The organism is Rhizobium sp. Root708, assembly GCF_001429725.1.
Lineage (GTDB): Bacteria > Pseudomonadota > Alphaproteobacteria > Rhizobiales > Rhizobiaceae > Rhizobium.
Genome location: NZ_LMHV01000043.1, coordinates 591665 through 607549 on the forward strand (window position 1 = coordinate 591665; position 15885 = coordinate 607549).

Consider the following 15885-nt stretch of genomic DNA (forward strand, 5'->3'; position numbering starts at 1 on the left):
TTTGTAATGAAATGATTTGCTAATATAATAGATGCTTTGAGCGTCTTCGGCAACCGCGCCCGCCACATTGAGCGGCGAGCGCAATTCTCTTTTCTAATCAGACGGATCGCGCGGCGCCGCCATCGCAGCGCACCAGGCTGCCGGTTATGTAGCTCGCCTGCTGACTGCAGAGGAACGCCGCCGTCGCCGCGAACTCGTCGACCGTCCCGTAGCGTCCAACGGGGATGGCTGCTTCTTTCCGGCTGCGGATCGCATCGAGGCTTTCGCCGGTGCGCTTTGCCGCCGCGCCATCAAGGTCGTCGAGGCGGTCTGTCAGGATGCTGCCGGGAAGCAGCAGGTTCGACGTGATTCCATGCTTGCCGACCTCGGCCGCCAACGTCTTGCTCCATCCGGCAAGGGCAGGGCGCAGAGTATTGGATAACGCCAGCTGCGCGATCGGTTCGATAACGCCTGACGATGCAACGGTCAGGATCCGGCCCCATTGCTGGGCCTTCATCGCCGGAAGCAGGGTATTGGTCAGCGAAATCACGCGAAGAATCATGGAGAAGAAGTAGGTCTCCAGCTTCTCCGGAGTCATCTCCTCGGTATTTCCGGGCGTCGGACCACCCGTGTTGTTCACCAGGATGTCGATACCCCCGAGCTTGGCATTGGCGGCAGCGCTGACCGTCGCAACGAAGTTCTCGTCGAAGAGATCGGCCCACGCCCAGTCCGCCTTTCCCTTCCCTTCTGCGTTGATGGCGGCACAGTTTGCCTCAAGCGTCTCGCCGCTTCGACCGCAGAGCAGCACGTTGGCGCCCTCGCGCGCCAAGGCGACGGCAATTCCGCGACCGAGACCACGCGACGAAGCCAGGACCAGCGCCCGCTTTCCTTTGATTCCAAGATCCATTTTCAGACTCCATGCTATCGTCGATCTATAGGACGTCCGGGCCCGTGAAGGAAAGGCCGAGTCATCAATCGCACGATAGAATATTGACGTTAACGTAAGATGCGTTCTATTTGTTTGTGTGGAGGAATAGCATTGCGCGAAATGGGAGATTGGCTGTCGCTTCCCGGCTCGACAACGCTTCTGCGTTTTGACAAGAGATAACCTTATGACGGGGAATATGGCCGCAATGTCGGCCAAGCGGAGATGGATGCATGACCGACACGACTGAACTGCCCGAACGCGAAAGCATGGAATTCGACGTCGTGATCGTCGGTGGCGGTCCTGCGGGTCTGTCGGCTGCGATCCGGTTGAAGCAGGTCAATCCGGAACTGTCCGTTGTGGTGCTGGAGAAGGGTGCCGAGGTCGGCGCCCATATCCTGTCGGGTGCCGTCGTCGATCCCATCGGCATCGACCGACTGCTGCCGGACTGGCGCGACGAAGCCGATCATCCGTTCAAGACCGAGGTCAAGGACGATCACTTCCTGCTGCTCGGCCCTGCCGGTTCCATCCGTCTGCCGAATATCCTGATGCCGCCGCTGATGAGCAATCACGGCAACTACATCGTCTCCCTCGGCAACGTCTGTCGCTGGCTGGCGGGCCACGCGGAAGCCTTGGGCGTCGATATCTATCCCGGTTTCGCCGCGACCGAAGTGCTCTACAACGACGAGGGTGCGGTCATCGGTGTCGCCACCGGCGACATGGGTATCGAGAAAAACGGCGAGCCCGGCCCGAACTACACGCGCGGCATGGAACTGCTTGGCAAGTATGTACTTGTTGGAGAAGGCGTGCGTGGCTCGCTCGCCAAGCAGCTGATTGCCAAGTTTGATCTCTCCAGGGATCGCGAACCGCAGAAATTCGGCATCGGCATCAAGGAACTCTGGCAGGTAAAGCCGGAGCACCACAAGCAAGGCCTGGTGCAGCACTCCTTCGGCTGGCCGCTCGGCATGAAGAGCGGCGGCGGCTCGTTCCTCTATCACCTGGAAGACAACCTCGTTGCCGTCGGCTTCGTCGTGCATCTCAACTACAAGAATCCCTACCTCTATCCCTTCGAGGAGTTCCAGCGCTTCAAGACGCATCCGTCGATCCGGGGTGCCTTCGAGGGTGGCAAGCGCTTGTCCTATGGCGCCCGTGCGATCACCGAGGGCGGCTATCAGTCGGTGCCGAAGCTGTCCTTCCCCGGCGGCGCCCTGATCGGCTGCTCGGCCGGTTTCGTCAACGTGCCGCGCATCAAGGGCAGCCACAATGCGGTGCTGTCAGGGATGATGGCGGCGGAGCGGATCGCCGCTGCGATTGCCGCCGGTCGCACCAATGATGAGGTCGTCGAGATCGAGAATGACTGGCGGTCGAGCGACATCGGCAAGGACCTGAAGCGGGTGCGCAACGTCAAGCCGCTGTGGTCGAAGTTCGGCACGGCCATCGGCGTCGCGCTCGGTGGTCTCGACATGTGGACCAACCAGCTCTTCGGCCTGTCGCTCTTCGGCACCTTGAAGCACGGCAAGACCGATGCCGCCTCGCTGGAACCGGCCGCCAAGCACAAGCCAATTGCCTATCCGAAGCCTGACGGTGTTCTCACCTTCGACCGGCTCTCCTCGGTGTTCCTCTCGAATACCAACCATGAGGAAGACCAGCCGGTGCATCTGCAGGTGAAGGACATGGCGCTGCAGGTTTCGTCCGAGCACGACATCTATGCCGGTCCCTCGACCCGCTACTGTCCGGCCGGGGTCTACGAGTGGCTGGAGAAGGACGGCAAGGAGACCTACGTCATCAACGCCCAGAACTGCGTCCACTGCAAGACCTGCGACATCAAGGACCCCAACCAGAACATCAACTGGGTACCGCCGCAGGGCGGTGAGGGGCCGGTCTATCCGAATATGTAGGATGCAGGAATGAGCAGCGCCTTCAATATGCGGCAGGCGCGCCTCGAAGAACTGCCGCGCCTGACCGAGATCGAAATCGACGCCTTCGCAACGCTTGCGGAGGCGCTTGGCGTTGCCCGCGACGCGCATGCCCTGCCGCGGGATGTGCTACAAGGGTCGCTGGATGCGGGCCTGCTGCTCGTCGCCGCTGATAAAGGCGATCGTCCGGTCGGCTTTCTCGCGGCGGAGGAGATCGAAGGCGCGCTCTACATCATCGAACTGGATGTCTGCCGGGACCGGCAGCGCAAGGGTGTCGGACGGCAGCTGATGTCGGCAGCGATTGCGTTGGCCCGGACACGCCAGCTATCATCTCTGACGCTGACCACCGACCGCTACGTTCCATTCAACGCGCCGTTCTATGCCTCCCTCGGCTTTGTGTTGCCGGGTGCCGAGGCAATGCCGCAGTTCTTGCGGAAAAAGCTGGAGCACGAAGTTTCCGTCGGGATGGATGCGGAGCGACGCGTCGCGATGGTTCTCACTCTCTGACAACTTGACGTGATTGAGCCGGCGGATAGGCGCCGGCCCAAACCATGGGGCATTATCGCTTGCGCGAGGCGATGCCGGTCGAGAGCGCGACGCCGAGCCCGGTAACTATGGCCGCTGCAATCTCCGCAATGCCGATGTCCTCTCCCAGCAGCATGCCTCCACCGATCGTTGCCAGTACCGGCGTGATCGCCGTAAAAGCCGCTGCCTGTGTGCCGCCAAGCGCATGGACGGCAAGACCGTAGGCGACCGTCGCGGCAAGGCCAGAAAGAACACCCTGGCTCAATACCTGCAGTCCGATTTCGCCAAGTGGCGCGCTGGCGATCGACGTGCCGAAGATGACAGCCAGGCCCACATGAACCAGGAAAGACCAGATCGCGATCAGCGCGCTTGCCTGTACCGCAGTCAGGCCGGAGCGTCGGAAGGCATGCGTGTAGCTCGCCCACAGAATGGCGCCCATCGGCAAGAGGACGAAGCTGCTCCATGGCAGGGCCGTGCCCGCAAGGCTACGCACCAGCAGGATCGCAACGCCGGCCACGATCGCGGCAAGGCCGAGAACGCGCATGACATCAGGCCGTTCGCGGAAAACCACTACGCCGATCAGCGCCGTCGCCAGCGGCATGGAGCCACCGAGCAGAATACCGGCAGCCGATGCCGGCGTGGAGTGAATGGCCGACGTGGTGAGCTGGAAGAAGACCGCACCTGCGCCTGCGACCATCGTGGCGAGCAGCGCGACCGGCACGCCCTTCGGCAGCAGTCCCGTCTTCAACCAGACGGGCGCCAGCACCAATGCCGGAATGCCGTAGCGGATCAAGCCGATATCAACAGTCGTCAGTTGCGTCGCCGCGCTGTGGCGGGTTGCAAGAATCCATGCGGCCCAGATCAGAACCGTGACGACGGCACCGGCATATCCGACTGTCGTCGAGGTGGATTTTTCGTTGCTGGTGAAGGTTACGGCACTCATCGATGTCTCCTCTCATGATCGTCCGGAGCTGTCCGGTTGAGAGAAGATTAGGCGGAAACGGCGAGGCATGTCCTTGCTATCTCTGCCACCAGAAGACTAGTGTGGGCAATTATCTGCCAAAATGCCACAAGGATTTTATTGATCATGCCAAATCTGGATAAATTCGATCTGGCGATCCTGAGGTGCCTGCAAGAGGATGCCCGGGCGACCAACGTGGAGATTGCCGAGAAGGTCAACCTGTCGCCATCGCCGTGTCTGCGGCGGATCCGCAACCTCGAAAAGACAGGCGTCATCCGCGGCTATCGTGCCGACATCGACCGCAAGGAAGTCGGCCTCGGCTTGACGGTCTTCGTCGAGTTGAAGGTCGCTCACCACACCCGCGAGAACGCACAGGCGCAGGAGGCGGCACTTCTTGCCATCCCCGAGGTCGTCTCGTGCTTTCTGATCTCCGGAACCGCCGATTTTCTGGCTGAGGTCGTGGTCGAGGATCTGGCGGCCTACGAGAGGTTGCTGACCGATACTTTGCTGACTTTGCCTAACGTCAGCGACATTCGCTCGAACTTCGCCATTCGCAGCATGAAGACCCACGGAGCGCTGAAGTTGCCCGAATCGAAATGAAAACGGGGCCGAAAAGGCCCCGTTTCATGCTTAGAGTAGCGTCCCGCTGAGGATCGCCAGCGCGACCGAGAAGTAGATCACCAGCCCGCTCACATCGACGAGTGTTGCGACGAACGGCGCCGAAGCACTTGCCGGATCAAGCCGCAGCCGCTGCAGCACGAAAGGCAGCATGGAGCCGGCCAGCGAGCCGAAGGTGACGATGCCGATCAATGCGGCAAAGATGGTCACGCCGACCAGGACCCAATGCTCGCCGTAGTCATAGAGCCCGATGCTTTGCCAGAGCACGATGCGGGCGAAGCCGACGAGGCCGAGGATCGCCCCGAGCACGATGCCGGTCGGCAGTTCGCGCAACAGCACCCGCCACCAGTCGGAAAGCTTGAGTTCCCCAAGCGCCAGTGCCCGGATGATCAGCGATGTTGCCTGCGACCCGCTATTGCCGCCCGAGCTCATGATCAGCGGCACGAACAGGGTCAGCACGATCGCCTTCTCCAGCTCGCCTTCGAAATGCTGCATGGCGCTCGCCGTCAGCATTTCGCCGAGGAACAAGGCGCAGAGCCAGCCGGCGCGTTTGCGGATCATCCCGGCGAAGCCGATCTTCATGTATGGCTTGCCAAGTGCTTCCATGCCGCCGAACTTCTGGGCGTCTTCGGTCTGGTCGGCGATCATCGTGTCGATCACGTCGTCGACCGTGACGATGCCGAGCATGTGGCCGTCATCGCTGACGACGGGCAGGGCGAGCAGATTGTGCTTGCGGATCAGCCGGGCGACATCCTCCTGCGTCATCAGCGGATCGGCACGCACAACCCCTTCCTTCTGCGCAACCGTCAGCACGGATTCACCGGGATCGCCGGTGATGAGGCGGCGCAATGTGACGACGCTCGTCAGCACGCTGCTGACTGCATCGAGCACATAGATCGCATAAACCGTCTCGCGCGACCGCTCGACCTTGCGGACGTGCTCCAGCGTCTGCTCGACGGTCCAGGTGTCCGGGACGCTGACGAATTCCGTGGTCATGATGCTGCCAGCAGTGCGGGGCGGGTAGCCCATCAGGTGCTGGACGGCGAGGCAGGTCGTCCGATCGAGTCGTGAAAATAGATGAGCGCGAGCCGTCTCGTTCATTTCCTGAAAAAGATCGGCAACGCGGTCGTTCGCCAGGGCGTTCAGCAGCCGTGCGGCGTGCTCGGCCGGCATGTCGGCAAGGATTGCTGCTGCGTGATGCAACTCGGGTCGCCCGAGAATGCGCACGGCCTTTTGCTGCGGCAGCGTAACCAGGATTGCTGCTGCTTCGGATATTTCCAGTGTATTCAGCTGCTCGACGCGCTCGGCCGTGGTGATTGGTCCGAGGTGGTCGCTGCTGAAGAAACGAGCGGCATGGCCCGCCCGCAATGGGAAGCGATTGATGTTCATAAGCTCGCCTTTCCGTCGATCCGCCGTAGCGTCCAACGGGCGAGCCCGACAGAGTCAGGTCAGCGCACGAGGGCCGCGTACGGCAAAGGCAATCGACTGCTACTGTCGCTTGGCATCGTGATGATGGCTCCGTTGATATCCGCGGAAAGCTCGCGCCTTCCACGTAGGCTGTACGTGGTCTCGAAAGTCGGAAAAGTCAAGCGCCCTAGATGCTTGACGCCAGAATGCCGCACCGGCTCAATGCGGCATTCCGGTGCTCGGTATCAAGCGATGTCAGTGATCCGCCGCTTGAGCGAACTCAGAAGCCTTCCAGAACGACCTTTCCCTTCATCTTGCCGCTTTCCACCATGGTGTGCGCAAGCTTGAGGTTGGCGACATTGATCGTTCCAACGGTTTCGCTGAGCGTGGTCCTGATCTCACCGGCATCGACGAGGTTGGCGATAGTGTTCAAAAGCCGATGCTGCTCGATCATGTCGGGTGTTCCGAAGAGCGGCCGAGTGAACATCAGCTCCCAGTGAATGGAGACAGCCTTGCGCTTGAAGGGCACCACGTCGAGCGCCTTCGGGTCGTCGATCAGCGCAAAACGCCCCTGCGGCGCAATGGCTTCCACGATATCCGCCAGATGATCACTCGTGTTCGTCGTCGAGAAGATGAAGCCCGGCGCGCCGATGCCGAGCGCCGCGACCTGCTTGGCGATCGGCTGTGAATGATCGATGACGTGATGCGCGCCGAGTTGCTTTACCCAATCCCGTGTCTCCGGTCGCGACGCGGTTGCGATGACGGTGAGGTCAGTCAGCGCACGGACAATCTGGATGGCGATCGAGCCCACGCCGCCAGCTCCCCCGATGATCAGGATCGCTCTCGCCGCGCCGGGAACAGCATCGCGCACCTTCAGGCGGTCGAAGAGCGTCTCGTATGCCGTGATCGAGGTCAGCGGTAGGGCGACTGCGGCCGCGAAGTCGAGCGTCTTGGGCTTGTGGCCGGCGATGCGCTCGTCGACGAGCTGAAACTCGGCGTTGGAACCTTGGCGGGCGATCGATCCCGCGTAGAAGACCTCGTCGCCGACCTTGAAGAGAGCGACATCCGGCCCGACCGCCTTGACGATGCCTGCGGCATCCCAGCCAAGAATCTTCGGTTGGCCATCAGGCGGCGTCACACCGGCGCGCACCTTCACATCCACTGGATTGACCGAAACAGCTTTCACCTCAACCAGAAGGTCGTGCCCGGTTGCATCGGGCACCGGCAGCTCGATGTCGATCAGCGATGTCTCCGCCGAAATGGGTTGTGAGGTTTTGTAGCCGACGGCGCGCATGGTGAGCTCCTTGTTGCGTTGCACGCATGCTAGATGCGACCTAAGTGTCAAAGGCACAAGAATGCACAAATTCTGTACGTAGTACCAAAAAGGATACCGTAGGATGTCGCTTCCCCGAGCAAAGCTCACCAAGAACTTTCCCGGTTGTCCTGTCGAAGCAACGCTCAGTTTCCTCGATGGGAAATGGAAAGGCGTTATCCTTTTTCACCTGATGGACGGAACGTTGCGCTTCAATGAGCTGCGCCGCAAGCTGCCTGCGATTACGCAGCGCATGCTGACCAAACAACTGCGGGAACTGGAAGATGGAGGGCTGGTGTCGCGAACGGTCTTTGCCGTTGTGCCGCCGCGCGTCGAATATGCGCTGACGGCGCTTGGGGACACCATGCGCCCCGTCATCGAGGCGCTTGCCGTGTGGGGAGAGCAGAATGTCTTCTGCCATCCTGACGGGCGCAGGCTGCGGGATGTCGTAGCGGAGCGAGAGTTAGCTGCGTTCGCGCCGGTCGAGGCGTAGCGAAGCCGCGAAGACGAACATGCCGAGGAACGACAGGGCGGCGCCGACATAGCCCGTCGCCGCAAAACCGTATCCCCCGGCGATCACGAGCCCGCCGAGCCAGGCGCCAAGCGCGTTGGCGATGTTAAAGGCGGAATGGTTCGACGCTGCGGCCAGGGTCTGGGCATCCGCGGCGACATCCATCAGTCTGGTCTGCAAGGCAGGTCCGGCCGCAAATCCGCAGCCGATCAGGAAGACGCAGAGCGCGAGCATGACCGGGATCGTCGCGGTCAGGGAGAAGAGCGACAGCACGACGATATTGAAGATCAGGGAACCGGCAATCGTGCCCATCAGTGACTTGTCGGCGAGCCAGGATCCGATGACGTTACCGGCGTTCATGCCGACACCAAACAGGATCATCATTACCGCAACCATGCTTTCCGGCAGCATCGCGACCTTCGTCGTGGTGTCGGCGATATAGCTGAACATCGCGAACATGCCGCCGTAGCCGACGGCTGCGATGGCGAGTGTCAGCAGAACCTGCGGACGCTTGAACGCGCCGAGTTCACGAAGGAAGCTGGCGCCCTCGGCAACCTGGTCGCGCGGCACGTAGTACCAGATCAAGGCCATGGTGACGAGGCCGATGATGCCAACTGACGTGAACGCCACGCGCCAGTCGAGCGACTGTCCGAAGAAGGTCGCCAAGGGAGTACCGAGCAGGGTTGCGATGGTCAGGCCGAGCATGACCCTGCCGACCGCACGTGCGCGCTTGTGCGCAGGCACCATGGATGCCGCGACGATGGCGGCGACACCGAAATAGGCGCCGTGCGGCAGACCGGTAATGAAACGGATCAGCGTGAAGCTTTCGAAGGTGGGCGCCATCGCGCTCGCAATATTGCCCACGGCAAAGATAGCCATCAGCAGCAGAAGCAGCGAGCGCCGCGCCATCTTCGCGGCGAGAACCGCGATGACGGGAGCACCGACGACGACGCCGAGGGCGTAAGCGCTGATGACGTAGCCCGCCTCCGGCGTGGTAACCGAGAATGTCCCCGCCACGTTGGGCAACAGGCCCATGATCGCAAATTCGCCGGTGCCGATGCCGAATCCGCCGCAGGCAAGTGCCAGCTGGACGAGAGCAACCGCCATGGGCGAGGGCGCCTCAACTGCGGAATCGGAATCGATGGAATCGTTTACGGCAATCTGGCTCACGCGAGCTCCTCGGCATGCAATGTCAGGTGTCCGGCAACATGAAAGCGTCGGCAAACGCCGGCCGGAAAAGCGGATATGAAAGGAAAAGGGAGATTCTGCCCTATTGGACACTTATCGACGATTTGGCGGCGGGCGTCTTCTGCGTTCTTTGCAGTGCAGCACCTTTAATAGTGCATACGTGCCATGCGCGGCAGGCGCGACTGGCGGTGATTGTTGAAATCATGGCGACAAGAACCATCTCTAAGCGGCACGCGGCGGGCATTTGCCCTGCGCCAGATAACGGGAAGCGGATGAAGCTTGTAGGTTTTTTCAATCGCGACGGCGGAACGTTCAGAACCACCGACATGCAGGCATATGAGCGGCGGGCCGAGGCGGTTTTCGGCGAGGCGGGTCACGATTTCGAAGCGCTGGTCTTTTCGGGAAGCGAGATCGTCCCGGCGATGCAGCGTGCGGCGCGGCGCGACGATATTGACGGCATCGTCGCAGGCGGAGGCGATGGAACGATATCGGCTGCCGCATCCATCGCGTGGAAGAACGGGGTGGCGCTTGGTGTCGTTCCGGCAGGCACGATGAACCTCTTTGCGCGATCGCTTCGGGTGCCGCTTGATATCTGGACCGCGCTTGAGGTTCTGGCCTTCGGCGAAGTCGACAATGTCGATATCGCCAGCGCGAATGGTCGGCCGTTCATCCATCAGTTTTCGGCCGGCCTGCATGCGCGCATGGTGCGATACCGCAACGCCTACACTTATCGATCGCGCTTGGGAAAGATGCGGGCGAGCACCCGCGCGGCCTTTGGCGTCGTGCTGAACCCGCCGGAGTTCGAGGTGGATTTCGAAGCTGGCGATGTGCGCGAGCGCCGTCGTGTTTCCGCTGTTTCCGTTTCAAACAATCCGTTCGGTGAGAATGCCCTGCTATACGCCGACAGTCTGACAGGCGGCGAGCTCGGCTTCTACACCGCAAAGCCGCTGAAACCGCTTGGTGTTGCCCGTCTGGCGATCGACCTCCTGAGGGGCAAGGTGCGGGAAAACGCCGATGTCATGATCATGCACCCGGCCGAAGTGCACCTGCATTTTCCCAAGCTTCATTCGAAGGCAAATTGCGTAATGGATGGAGAGTTGCTCCCCCTAGAGCGGGACGTCTCCTTGAAACTTCACCCGGGCGAGCTGAAGGTATTGGTCCAAGAGGGCTTGGCGGCGCAAGTCGACGAGGCCGAACGACGCGAACCCGCGTCGTAGCTAGAAACGCGGCAGATAGGTCCGGTAGTCGAAGTCCGAGACGGTGCGGAGATAGGTGATTGCCTCCTTGCGCTTCGTATCGCCATAGAGCTGTTGGTAACGCTCGCCGAAAATGTCGGCGATGAACGGCGAAGCGCGAAATGCTTCGACCGCCGTCAGAAAGTCGTGTGTCAGCTTCGGCGCATTCTCAGGAACATGCGATGGCGTCGTTTCCTCGCCTGGGTCCAGTTCGTTTTCGAGGCCGAGAAGCATTCCGCCGAGGATCGCGGCAAGCAGCAGGTATGGATTGGCATCGGCGCCCGCGACGCGATGTTCGACACGCGCGGCGGGTCCGTTGATATCAGGGATCCGAACTGCCGTGCCCCGGTGACCGTAGCCCCAGGTGAGGTCGACGGGCGCGAAAGAGCCCGGCTGGAAGCGCCGATAGGAATTCGCGAACGGCGCAAAGATCAGCTGTGCCTCGCGCATGCTCTGCAGCATGCCGGCACAGACCGACTTGAGCTTCGTCGGCTCGCCACCCTTTGCGTCGAATATGTTGCGGCCTGTAGCGTCGAGAACGCTCGCATGCACATGAAGTCCGGAGCCTGCGTGATCCGAATAGGGCTTTGCCATGCACGTCGACTTCAAGCCGTGCTTTCGCGCCGCCTGCTCGATGATGCGCTTCAGGTAGATGCAGTCGTCCGCGGCGGCGAGTGCGTCGGGGCGATGCAACAGGTTGATTTCGAATTGGCCGGGCCCGAACTCGGCAGTCGTTGCATCGGCAGGCAAGCCCTGCGCCGCAGCGTATGCGCGAACTGTGTTCAGATAGTCTCCAAGTGCATCGACTGCGCTCATGTCGTAGAGCTGGAAGCCGTTCGGGTCACCTTGATAGGTCAGGTCCACAGGCGGCGATGGTCTGCCGGTCTCGCGCCAGTTTTGCTCCATGACATAGAATTCGAGTTCGGTCGCCACCACTGGGGTCAAGTCAAGTCGTTCGTATCGCTTCAGCACGGAGGCGAGGATTGCACGAGGATCCATGAAGCTCGTCGTTCCGTCGAATTCGTGCATCGTCGCCAGGACCTGAACCGACCCTTCCGGAGCCCAGGGCATCGCCGCAACGCTTCGCTCGTCGGGAATGCAGTTTCCATCCGGATCGCCGACAGAGAGCGACAAACCGGTGATGTCGTCGTTGTCGTCCCCCCAGACATCAAGCGACTGAGTGGAGGAGGGCAGGCGTACCTCTCCGGCCCAGATTTTCTTCTGCATTCCGAGCGGAATCTGCTTGCCGCGCAGGTCGCCGTTCATTCCCACCAGCAGGATTTCCACACGCGCATCGCTGGCCGCAGCCTTATCGTTGCTTTTGTCGCTTGCCATGATCTTGAAAATCCCCTCGGACACGCTCAAGGTCGTATCCCATTGGAAAGAGGCTTTCAATCTCCGAAGGTGTTTTGCAAATCATGTCCGATACTTACGCGCGTTCCAACTTGGCTGCCATCGATGCCGCCCATCATCTTCATCCGTTCTCGGACATGAAGAAACTGAATGCCGACGGAGCCCGCGTCATCCAGCGCGGCGAGGGTGTCTACATTTGGGATAGCAGCGGCAAGAAGTATCTCGACGGTTTCGCTGGGCTCTGGTGCGTCAACATCGGCTACGGACGGCACGAGATCGCCGATGCCGTTTCCCGGCAGATGAAAGAGCTTCCCTATTACAACACCTTCTTCGGGACGACGACCACGCCGGCAACGCTGCTTTCCGAGAAGGTCGTCTCCCACGCCGGCCCGCATCTCAATCATGTCTTCTTCACCGCTTCGGGTTCGGAAGCCAACGACACCTGGTTTCGGATGGCGCGTGTTTATTGGGCTGCGGTCGGCAAGCCATCGAAAAAAATCATCATTGCCCGCAAGAACGGCTACCACGGCTCGACTGTCGCGGGCGCCAGCCTCGGCGGCATGAAATACATGCATGAGCAGGGCGACCTGCCGATACCGGGCATCGCTCACATAGACCAGCCTTACTGGTACGGTGAAGGCGGAGAGCTGTCACCCGATGAGTTCGGCCTGAAGGTCGCGCGGCAGCTGGAAGAAAAGATCGATGAGCTTGGCGAGGAAAACGTCGCGGCCTTCGTCGCCGAGCCGGTCCAGGGCGCCGGGGGCGTGATCATTCCGCCGAAGACCTACTGGCCGGAAATTCAGAGAATCTGCAAAGCCCGCAACATCCTGCTCGTGGTTGATGAAGTTATCTGCGGCTTCGGACGCCTCGGCGAGTGGTTTGGACACCAGTATTTCGGCGTCGAGCCGGATCTGGCGCCTATCGCGAAGGGCCTGTCTTCAGGCTACCTGCCGATCGGCGGCGTGCTGGTCGGTGATCGCGTTGCCGACGTGCTGATAAACGATGTCGGTGATTTCAATCACGGCTTCACCTATTCCGGCCATCCGGTCTGCGCGACCGCGGCGCTGGAGAACCTGCGGATCCTCGAGGATGAGCGTCTGGTGGAGCGGGTTCGCGACGATATCGGCCCGTATTTTGCCAAAGCCTGGGGAGCGCTTGCCGACCACGAACTGGTCGGTGAGGCCGTCAGCATCGGCTTGATGGGCGCGCTCCAATTGGCGGCGGACAAAAGCACACGCACGCGCTTCGAAAAGCCGGACGCCGTCGGTGCACTCGTCCGCAACCACGCGCTCGCCAATGGCCTCGTTCTGCGCGCAACCGGCGATAGGATGCTCGCGTCGCCGCCACTCGTCATCACCCACGAAGAGGTTGACGAAATGATCCGCATCGCAAAGATCGCGCTGGATTCCGCCTGGCGGGAGCTCAATTCCTAGCAGCGGTCAGGGCTGAGGGTAGACCCAGGCGTAGCCGAAGTACCGCTTGTCGTCGGGGCGTCCGCGCACGTAGCGAATGCTCTTGTTCTTGACTGCGGGGTTTGCGTATTGCGGGCCAAGATTATCCGTCAGCCATCGGCTTAGGTCGGGTGGCAGGCTCGTGTCGCCCTCTCTGGGCAACCACGCCAGCAGGATAGGCCGATCGGCGCTCCACTTGTAGTCGACGGTCAGGTTGCCGAAAAATGTGCACAGGGTCGGTACATCGGGCAGCTGCATATGGAGGTTGCCTGACGGCAGCCAAGTATCGGTGACGACGAGGCCCGGCCGCTTTCCTTCTTCCGATATGATCTCGCCGATGAAAGTCTCGTAGGGGATGTTGTAGGCTTCGTAGCGGCCGAAGAGCGTCGGCATATTGGCGCGGACAAAGAAGAGCGGCGGCGTCAGAGCCATGACGGTCAGCGGCACGAGGAAAAAGCGCTTGGCGAAATTTTCCGCGCGGATGCCACGCGCCTGCATCTTCAGGCAGAAGGCGATCGGCATCAGGAACAGGAAGGGCAGGACCCATCTGTCGCGCATCGAGGTAACGCCGATGGCGAAGACCAGCAGCAGGACCTGGAGCCCGATCACCAGGAAGACGGTATCGAGGAAGCGCGCCCAGACGGTTGTCGGGCGAAGATTGCGCAGGAACGACTTTCCGAAAACGATCGCGTAGACCGCAACGATCGGTGCAAGGATCACGACGATCAGTTCGAAGAACTCGATCGGCCCCTTCATGAACTTTTGGAACCCACCCGCGGGCGCCTCTTCGGCCATCGTGTTCAGCGTTCGGGTTGCCGCCAGCCCAATATTGTCGAGCAGCCAGAGCCCGTGGGGTGCAAAGAGAAACAGCGCAATGGCGACCGACAGCAGGAAGCGGCGGTCGAGGAGCCGGGCTCTACCATCTGGATGCAGCACGACCGCAACGAAGGCGGCAATCACCACGAGGGTGAAGTTGTATTTCGACAGCATGCCGAGACCGAGCGAAACGCCGATCATCGCATAGGATCCCAGCGACGGCGCTTTCAGCGTCTTCACGACGCTGAGGATCAGCAGGTTGATCATCAGCATCTGCGCGACCGTGTGGGTCAGATCGCGCTGCGCGCCCCAGAAAACCTGCGGGATCGTGAACAGCGACAGGGTGGCAATCGCGGCATAGAGACGGTCTTCAAGAACCAGCCGTGCAAGCCTGTAATATGTGAAGAAGAGGAGAAAGAGGACGAGGTTCTTTGCCGCGGCGATCGTGGCGATCGACAGTCCGAACACGGACACGATCGCGGCCTGGAACCAGTTGTAGAGCGGCGGCTGCGTGTCGTAGCCGGTCACGAGCCACTGGGAAAAGAACGCTTGCTGGGATTCGTCCACTCGCATGCCATGGGGCAGGAGCAGACGAACCACAAAGCCGATAACGAAATATGCAGCCAGCAGTAAGACGACCGTATCCGGCCTGCGCGTCAAAAGGTTACGCATTCTCGGAGCGGTCGAATATCTGCCGGACGATGTAGTTGGGCGATGCGTCGTCGCGATAGTAGGTGCGAGCGATCATTTCGGCGAGGATGCCTGTCGTGATCATCTGGACCGAGGACAGCAACAGGACGATGCCGACCATGAGCATCGGACGGGTACCGATGTCGTTGCCCATGATGAACTTGTCGAAGAACAGATACAGAAGCACGAGGGTTGCGATGGCGCCCAGTCCGAGACCCAGAGAGCCGAAGAAATGTCCGGGACGCGCCTTGTAGCGCATGAAGAACATGACCGAGAGAAGGTCGAGGATGACGCGGAAGGTGCGCGAAATACCGTACTTCGATTGACCATGTGCGCGTGCATGGTGCGTCACCACCATTTCGCCGATGCGCGAGCTCGGAACGACGCCCGCGACCCATGCCGGAATGAAGCGGTGCATCTCACCCATCAGCTTGACCTGCTTGATGATCGACGAACGATAGATCTTCAGGCTGCAGCCGTAATCGTGCAATTTGACGCCGGTGATGCGGCCGATCAGGTAGTTGGCACACCAGGAGGGAATCTTGCGCAGCAGAAGACCATCCTGGCGGTTCTTTCGCCAGCCGACCAGCAGGTCGAGTTCTCTGCGCTCGAGCTCCGCGACCATCGAGGGGATGTCGTTCGGGTCGTTCTGCAGGTCCCCGTCCATTGTCGCGATCAGACGGCCTGCGGCGGTGTCGATGCCGGCCTGCATCGCAGCGGTCTGTCCGAAATTGCGCTGCAGTTCGACGATCTTCAGCGCGAGGCCGGCGCGACCGATGTGCTTGCGCGCGTTCACGAGAGTTGCGTCCGTGCTTCCATCGTCGACCAGGATCAGTTCCCAACGCTGTGGGTAGTTCGTCATGGCCGAGCAGATGCGATCGACGAGCGGTCCGACGCTTTCTTCTTCGTTGAAAATCGGCACGACCAGCGAGAGTTCGAGCGGAGCGCTGGCATCGATCGCGGCTGACGGTGACTCTGTCGTTGTCTGCAACTCGTAT

14 protein-coding genes are annotated in these 15885 nt (G+C 61.0%); 6 read left to right on the plus strand and 8 right to left on the minus strand.

Annotated elements, in window-relative coordinates; genetic code table 11:
- Nucleotides 1-97 precede the first annotated feature (97 nt).
- Nucleotides 98-886, minus strand: coding sequence for an SDR family oxidoreductase (locus ASE04_RS27180; RefSeq protein WP_056825317.1), 789 nt, complete (start codon nucleotides 884-886; stop codon nucleotides 98-100).
- A 251-nt stretch (nucleotides 887-1137) separates the two neighbouring features.
- Here ASE04_RS27180 and ASE04_RS27185 point away from each other — a divergent pair, with 251 nt between their 5' ends.
- Entirely contained in the window at nucleotides 1138-2802 is a 1665-nt protein-coding gene (locus ASE04_RS27185; RefSeq protein ID WP_056825320.1) for an electron transfer flavoprotein-ubiquinone oxidoreductase, read from the plus strand.
- 9 nt (nucleotides 2803-2811) lie between these two features.
- Nucleotides 2812-3327 carry a GNAT family N-acetyltransferase gene (locus ASE04_RS27190; RefSeq protein WP_056825322.1) on the plus strand — a complete coding sequence of 172 codons (516 nt, stop codon included), beginning with the start codon at nucleotides 2812-2814 and terminating at the stop codon, nucleotides 3325-3327.
- Between the two features lie 52 nt (nucleotides 3328-3379).
- Here the strand turns inward: ASE04_RS27190 and ASE04_RS27195 are convergent, their stop codons facing one another.
- The gene (locus ASE04_RS27195; RefSeq protein WP_056825324.1) at nucleotides 3380-4288 is read right to left on the minus strand and encodes a DMT family transporter; all 909 of its coding nucleotides are present in this window, start codon (nucleotides 4286-4288) and stop codon (nucleotides 3380-3382) included.
- 144 nt (nucleotides 4289-4432) lie between these two features.
- Here ASE04_RS27195 and ASE04_RS27200 point away from each other — a divergent pair, with 144 nt between their 5' ends.
- Nucleotides 4433-4906, plus strand: a complete 474-nt coding sequence (locus ASE04_RS27200) for an Lrp/AsnC family transcriptional regulator (protein ID WP_056825326.1) — start codon at nucleotides 4433-4435, stop codon at nucleotides 4904-4906.
- Between the two features lie 30 nt (nucleotides 4907-4936).
- Here the strand turns inward: ASE04_RS27200 and mgtE are convergent, their stop codons facing one another.
- Nucleotides 4937-6313 (minus strand): magnesium transporter, encoded by a 1377-nt coding sequence (gene mgtE / locus ASE04_RS27205; RefSeq protein WP_056825328.1) that lies wholly within the window; start codon nucleotides 6311-6313, stop codon nucleotides 4937-4939.
- 298 nt (nucleotides 6314-6611) lie between these two features.
- The gene (locus ASE04_RS27210) at nucleotides 6612-7625 is read right to left on the minus strand and encodes a zinc-binding alcohol dehydrogenase family protein (protein ID WP_056825330.1); all 1014 of its coding nucleotides are present in this window, start codon (nucleotides 7623-7625) and stop codon (nucleotides 6612-6614) included.
- 103 nt (nucleotides 7626-7728) lie between these two features.
- Between ASE04_RS27210 and ASE04_RS27215 the strand changes: the two genes are divergently transcribed.
- Complete coding sequence (locus ASE04_RS27215) at nucleotides 7729-8136, plus strand: winged helix-turn-helix transcriptional regulator (protein ID WP_056825332.1); 408 nt, start codon at nucleotides 7729-7731, stop codon at nucleotides 8134-8136.
- On the opposite strand, the gene ASE04_RS27220 is transcribed toward ASE04_RS27215, so the two are convergent.
- Entirely contained in the window at nucleotides 8107-9324 is a 1218-nt protein-coding gene (locus ASE04_RS27220) for an MFS transporter (RefSeq protein WP_056825334.1), read from the minus strand. The two genes, ASE04_RS27215 and ASE04_RS27220, sit on opposite strands and share 30 nt — an antisense overlap.
- A gap of 290 nt (nucleotides 9325-9614) precedes the next feature.
- Here ASE04_RS27220 and ASE04_RS27225 point away from each other — a divergent pair, with 290 nt between their 5' ends.
- Entirely contained in the window at nucleotides 9615-10559 is a 945-nt protein-coding gene (locus ASE04_RS27225) for a diacylglycerol/lipid kinase family protein (protein ID WP_056825336.1), read from the plus strand.
- On the opposite strand, the gene ASE04_RS27230 is transcribed toward ASE04_RS27225, so the two are convergent.
- Nucleotides 10560-11912: a glutamine synthetase family protein gene (locus tag ASE04_RS27230; protein WP_056825833.1), complete on the minus strand. Its 1353-nt coding sequence runs from the start codon at nucleotides 11910-11912 to the stop codon at nucleotides 10560-10562.
- A gap of 83 nt (nucleotides 11913-11995) precedes the next feature.
- On the opposite strand from ASE04_RS27230, the gene ASE04_RS27235 reads away from it, so the two are divergent.
- Nucleotides 11996-13363, plus strand: a complete 1368-nt coding sequence (locus ASE04_RS27235) for an aspartate aminotransferase family protein (RefSeq protein ID WP_056825338.1) — start codon at nucleotides 11996-11998, stop codon at nucleotides 13361-13363.
- A 6-nt stretch (nucleotides 13364-13369) separates the two neighbouring features.
- On the opposite strand, the gene ASE04_RS27240 is transcribed toward ASE04_RS27235, so the two are convergent.
- Entirely contained in the window at nucleotides 13370-14869 is a 1500-nt protein-coding gene (locus ASE04_RS27240) for a glycosyltransferase family 39 protein (RefSeq protein WP_056825340.1), read from the minus strand.
- On the minus strand, nucleotides 14862-15878 hold the full coding sequence (locus ASE04_RS27245) for a glycosyltransferase family 2 protein (protein ID WP_056825342.1): 1017 nt from the start codon (nucleotides 15876-15878) through the stop codon (nucleotides 14862-14864). The genes ASE04_RS27240 and ASE04_RS27245 overlap by 8 nt, the downstream gene beginning before the upstream one ends.
- Between the last annotated feature and the right edge of the window lie 7 nt (nucleotides 15879-15885).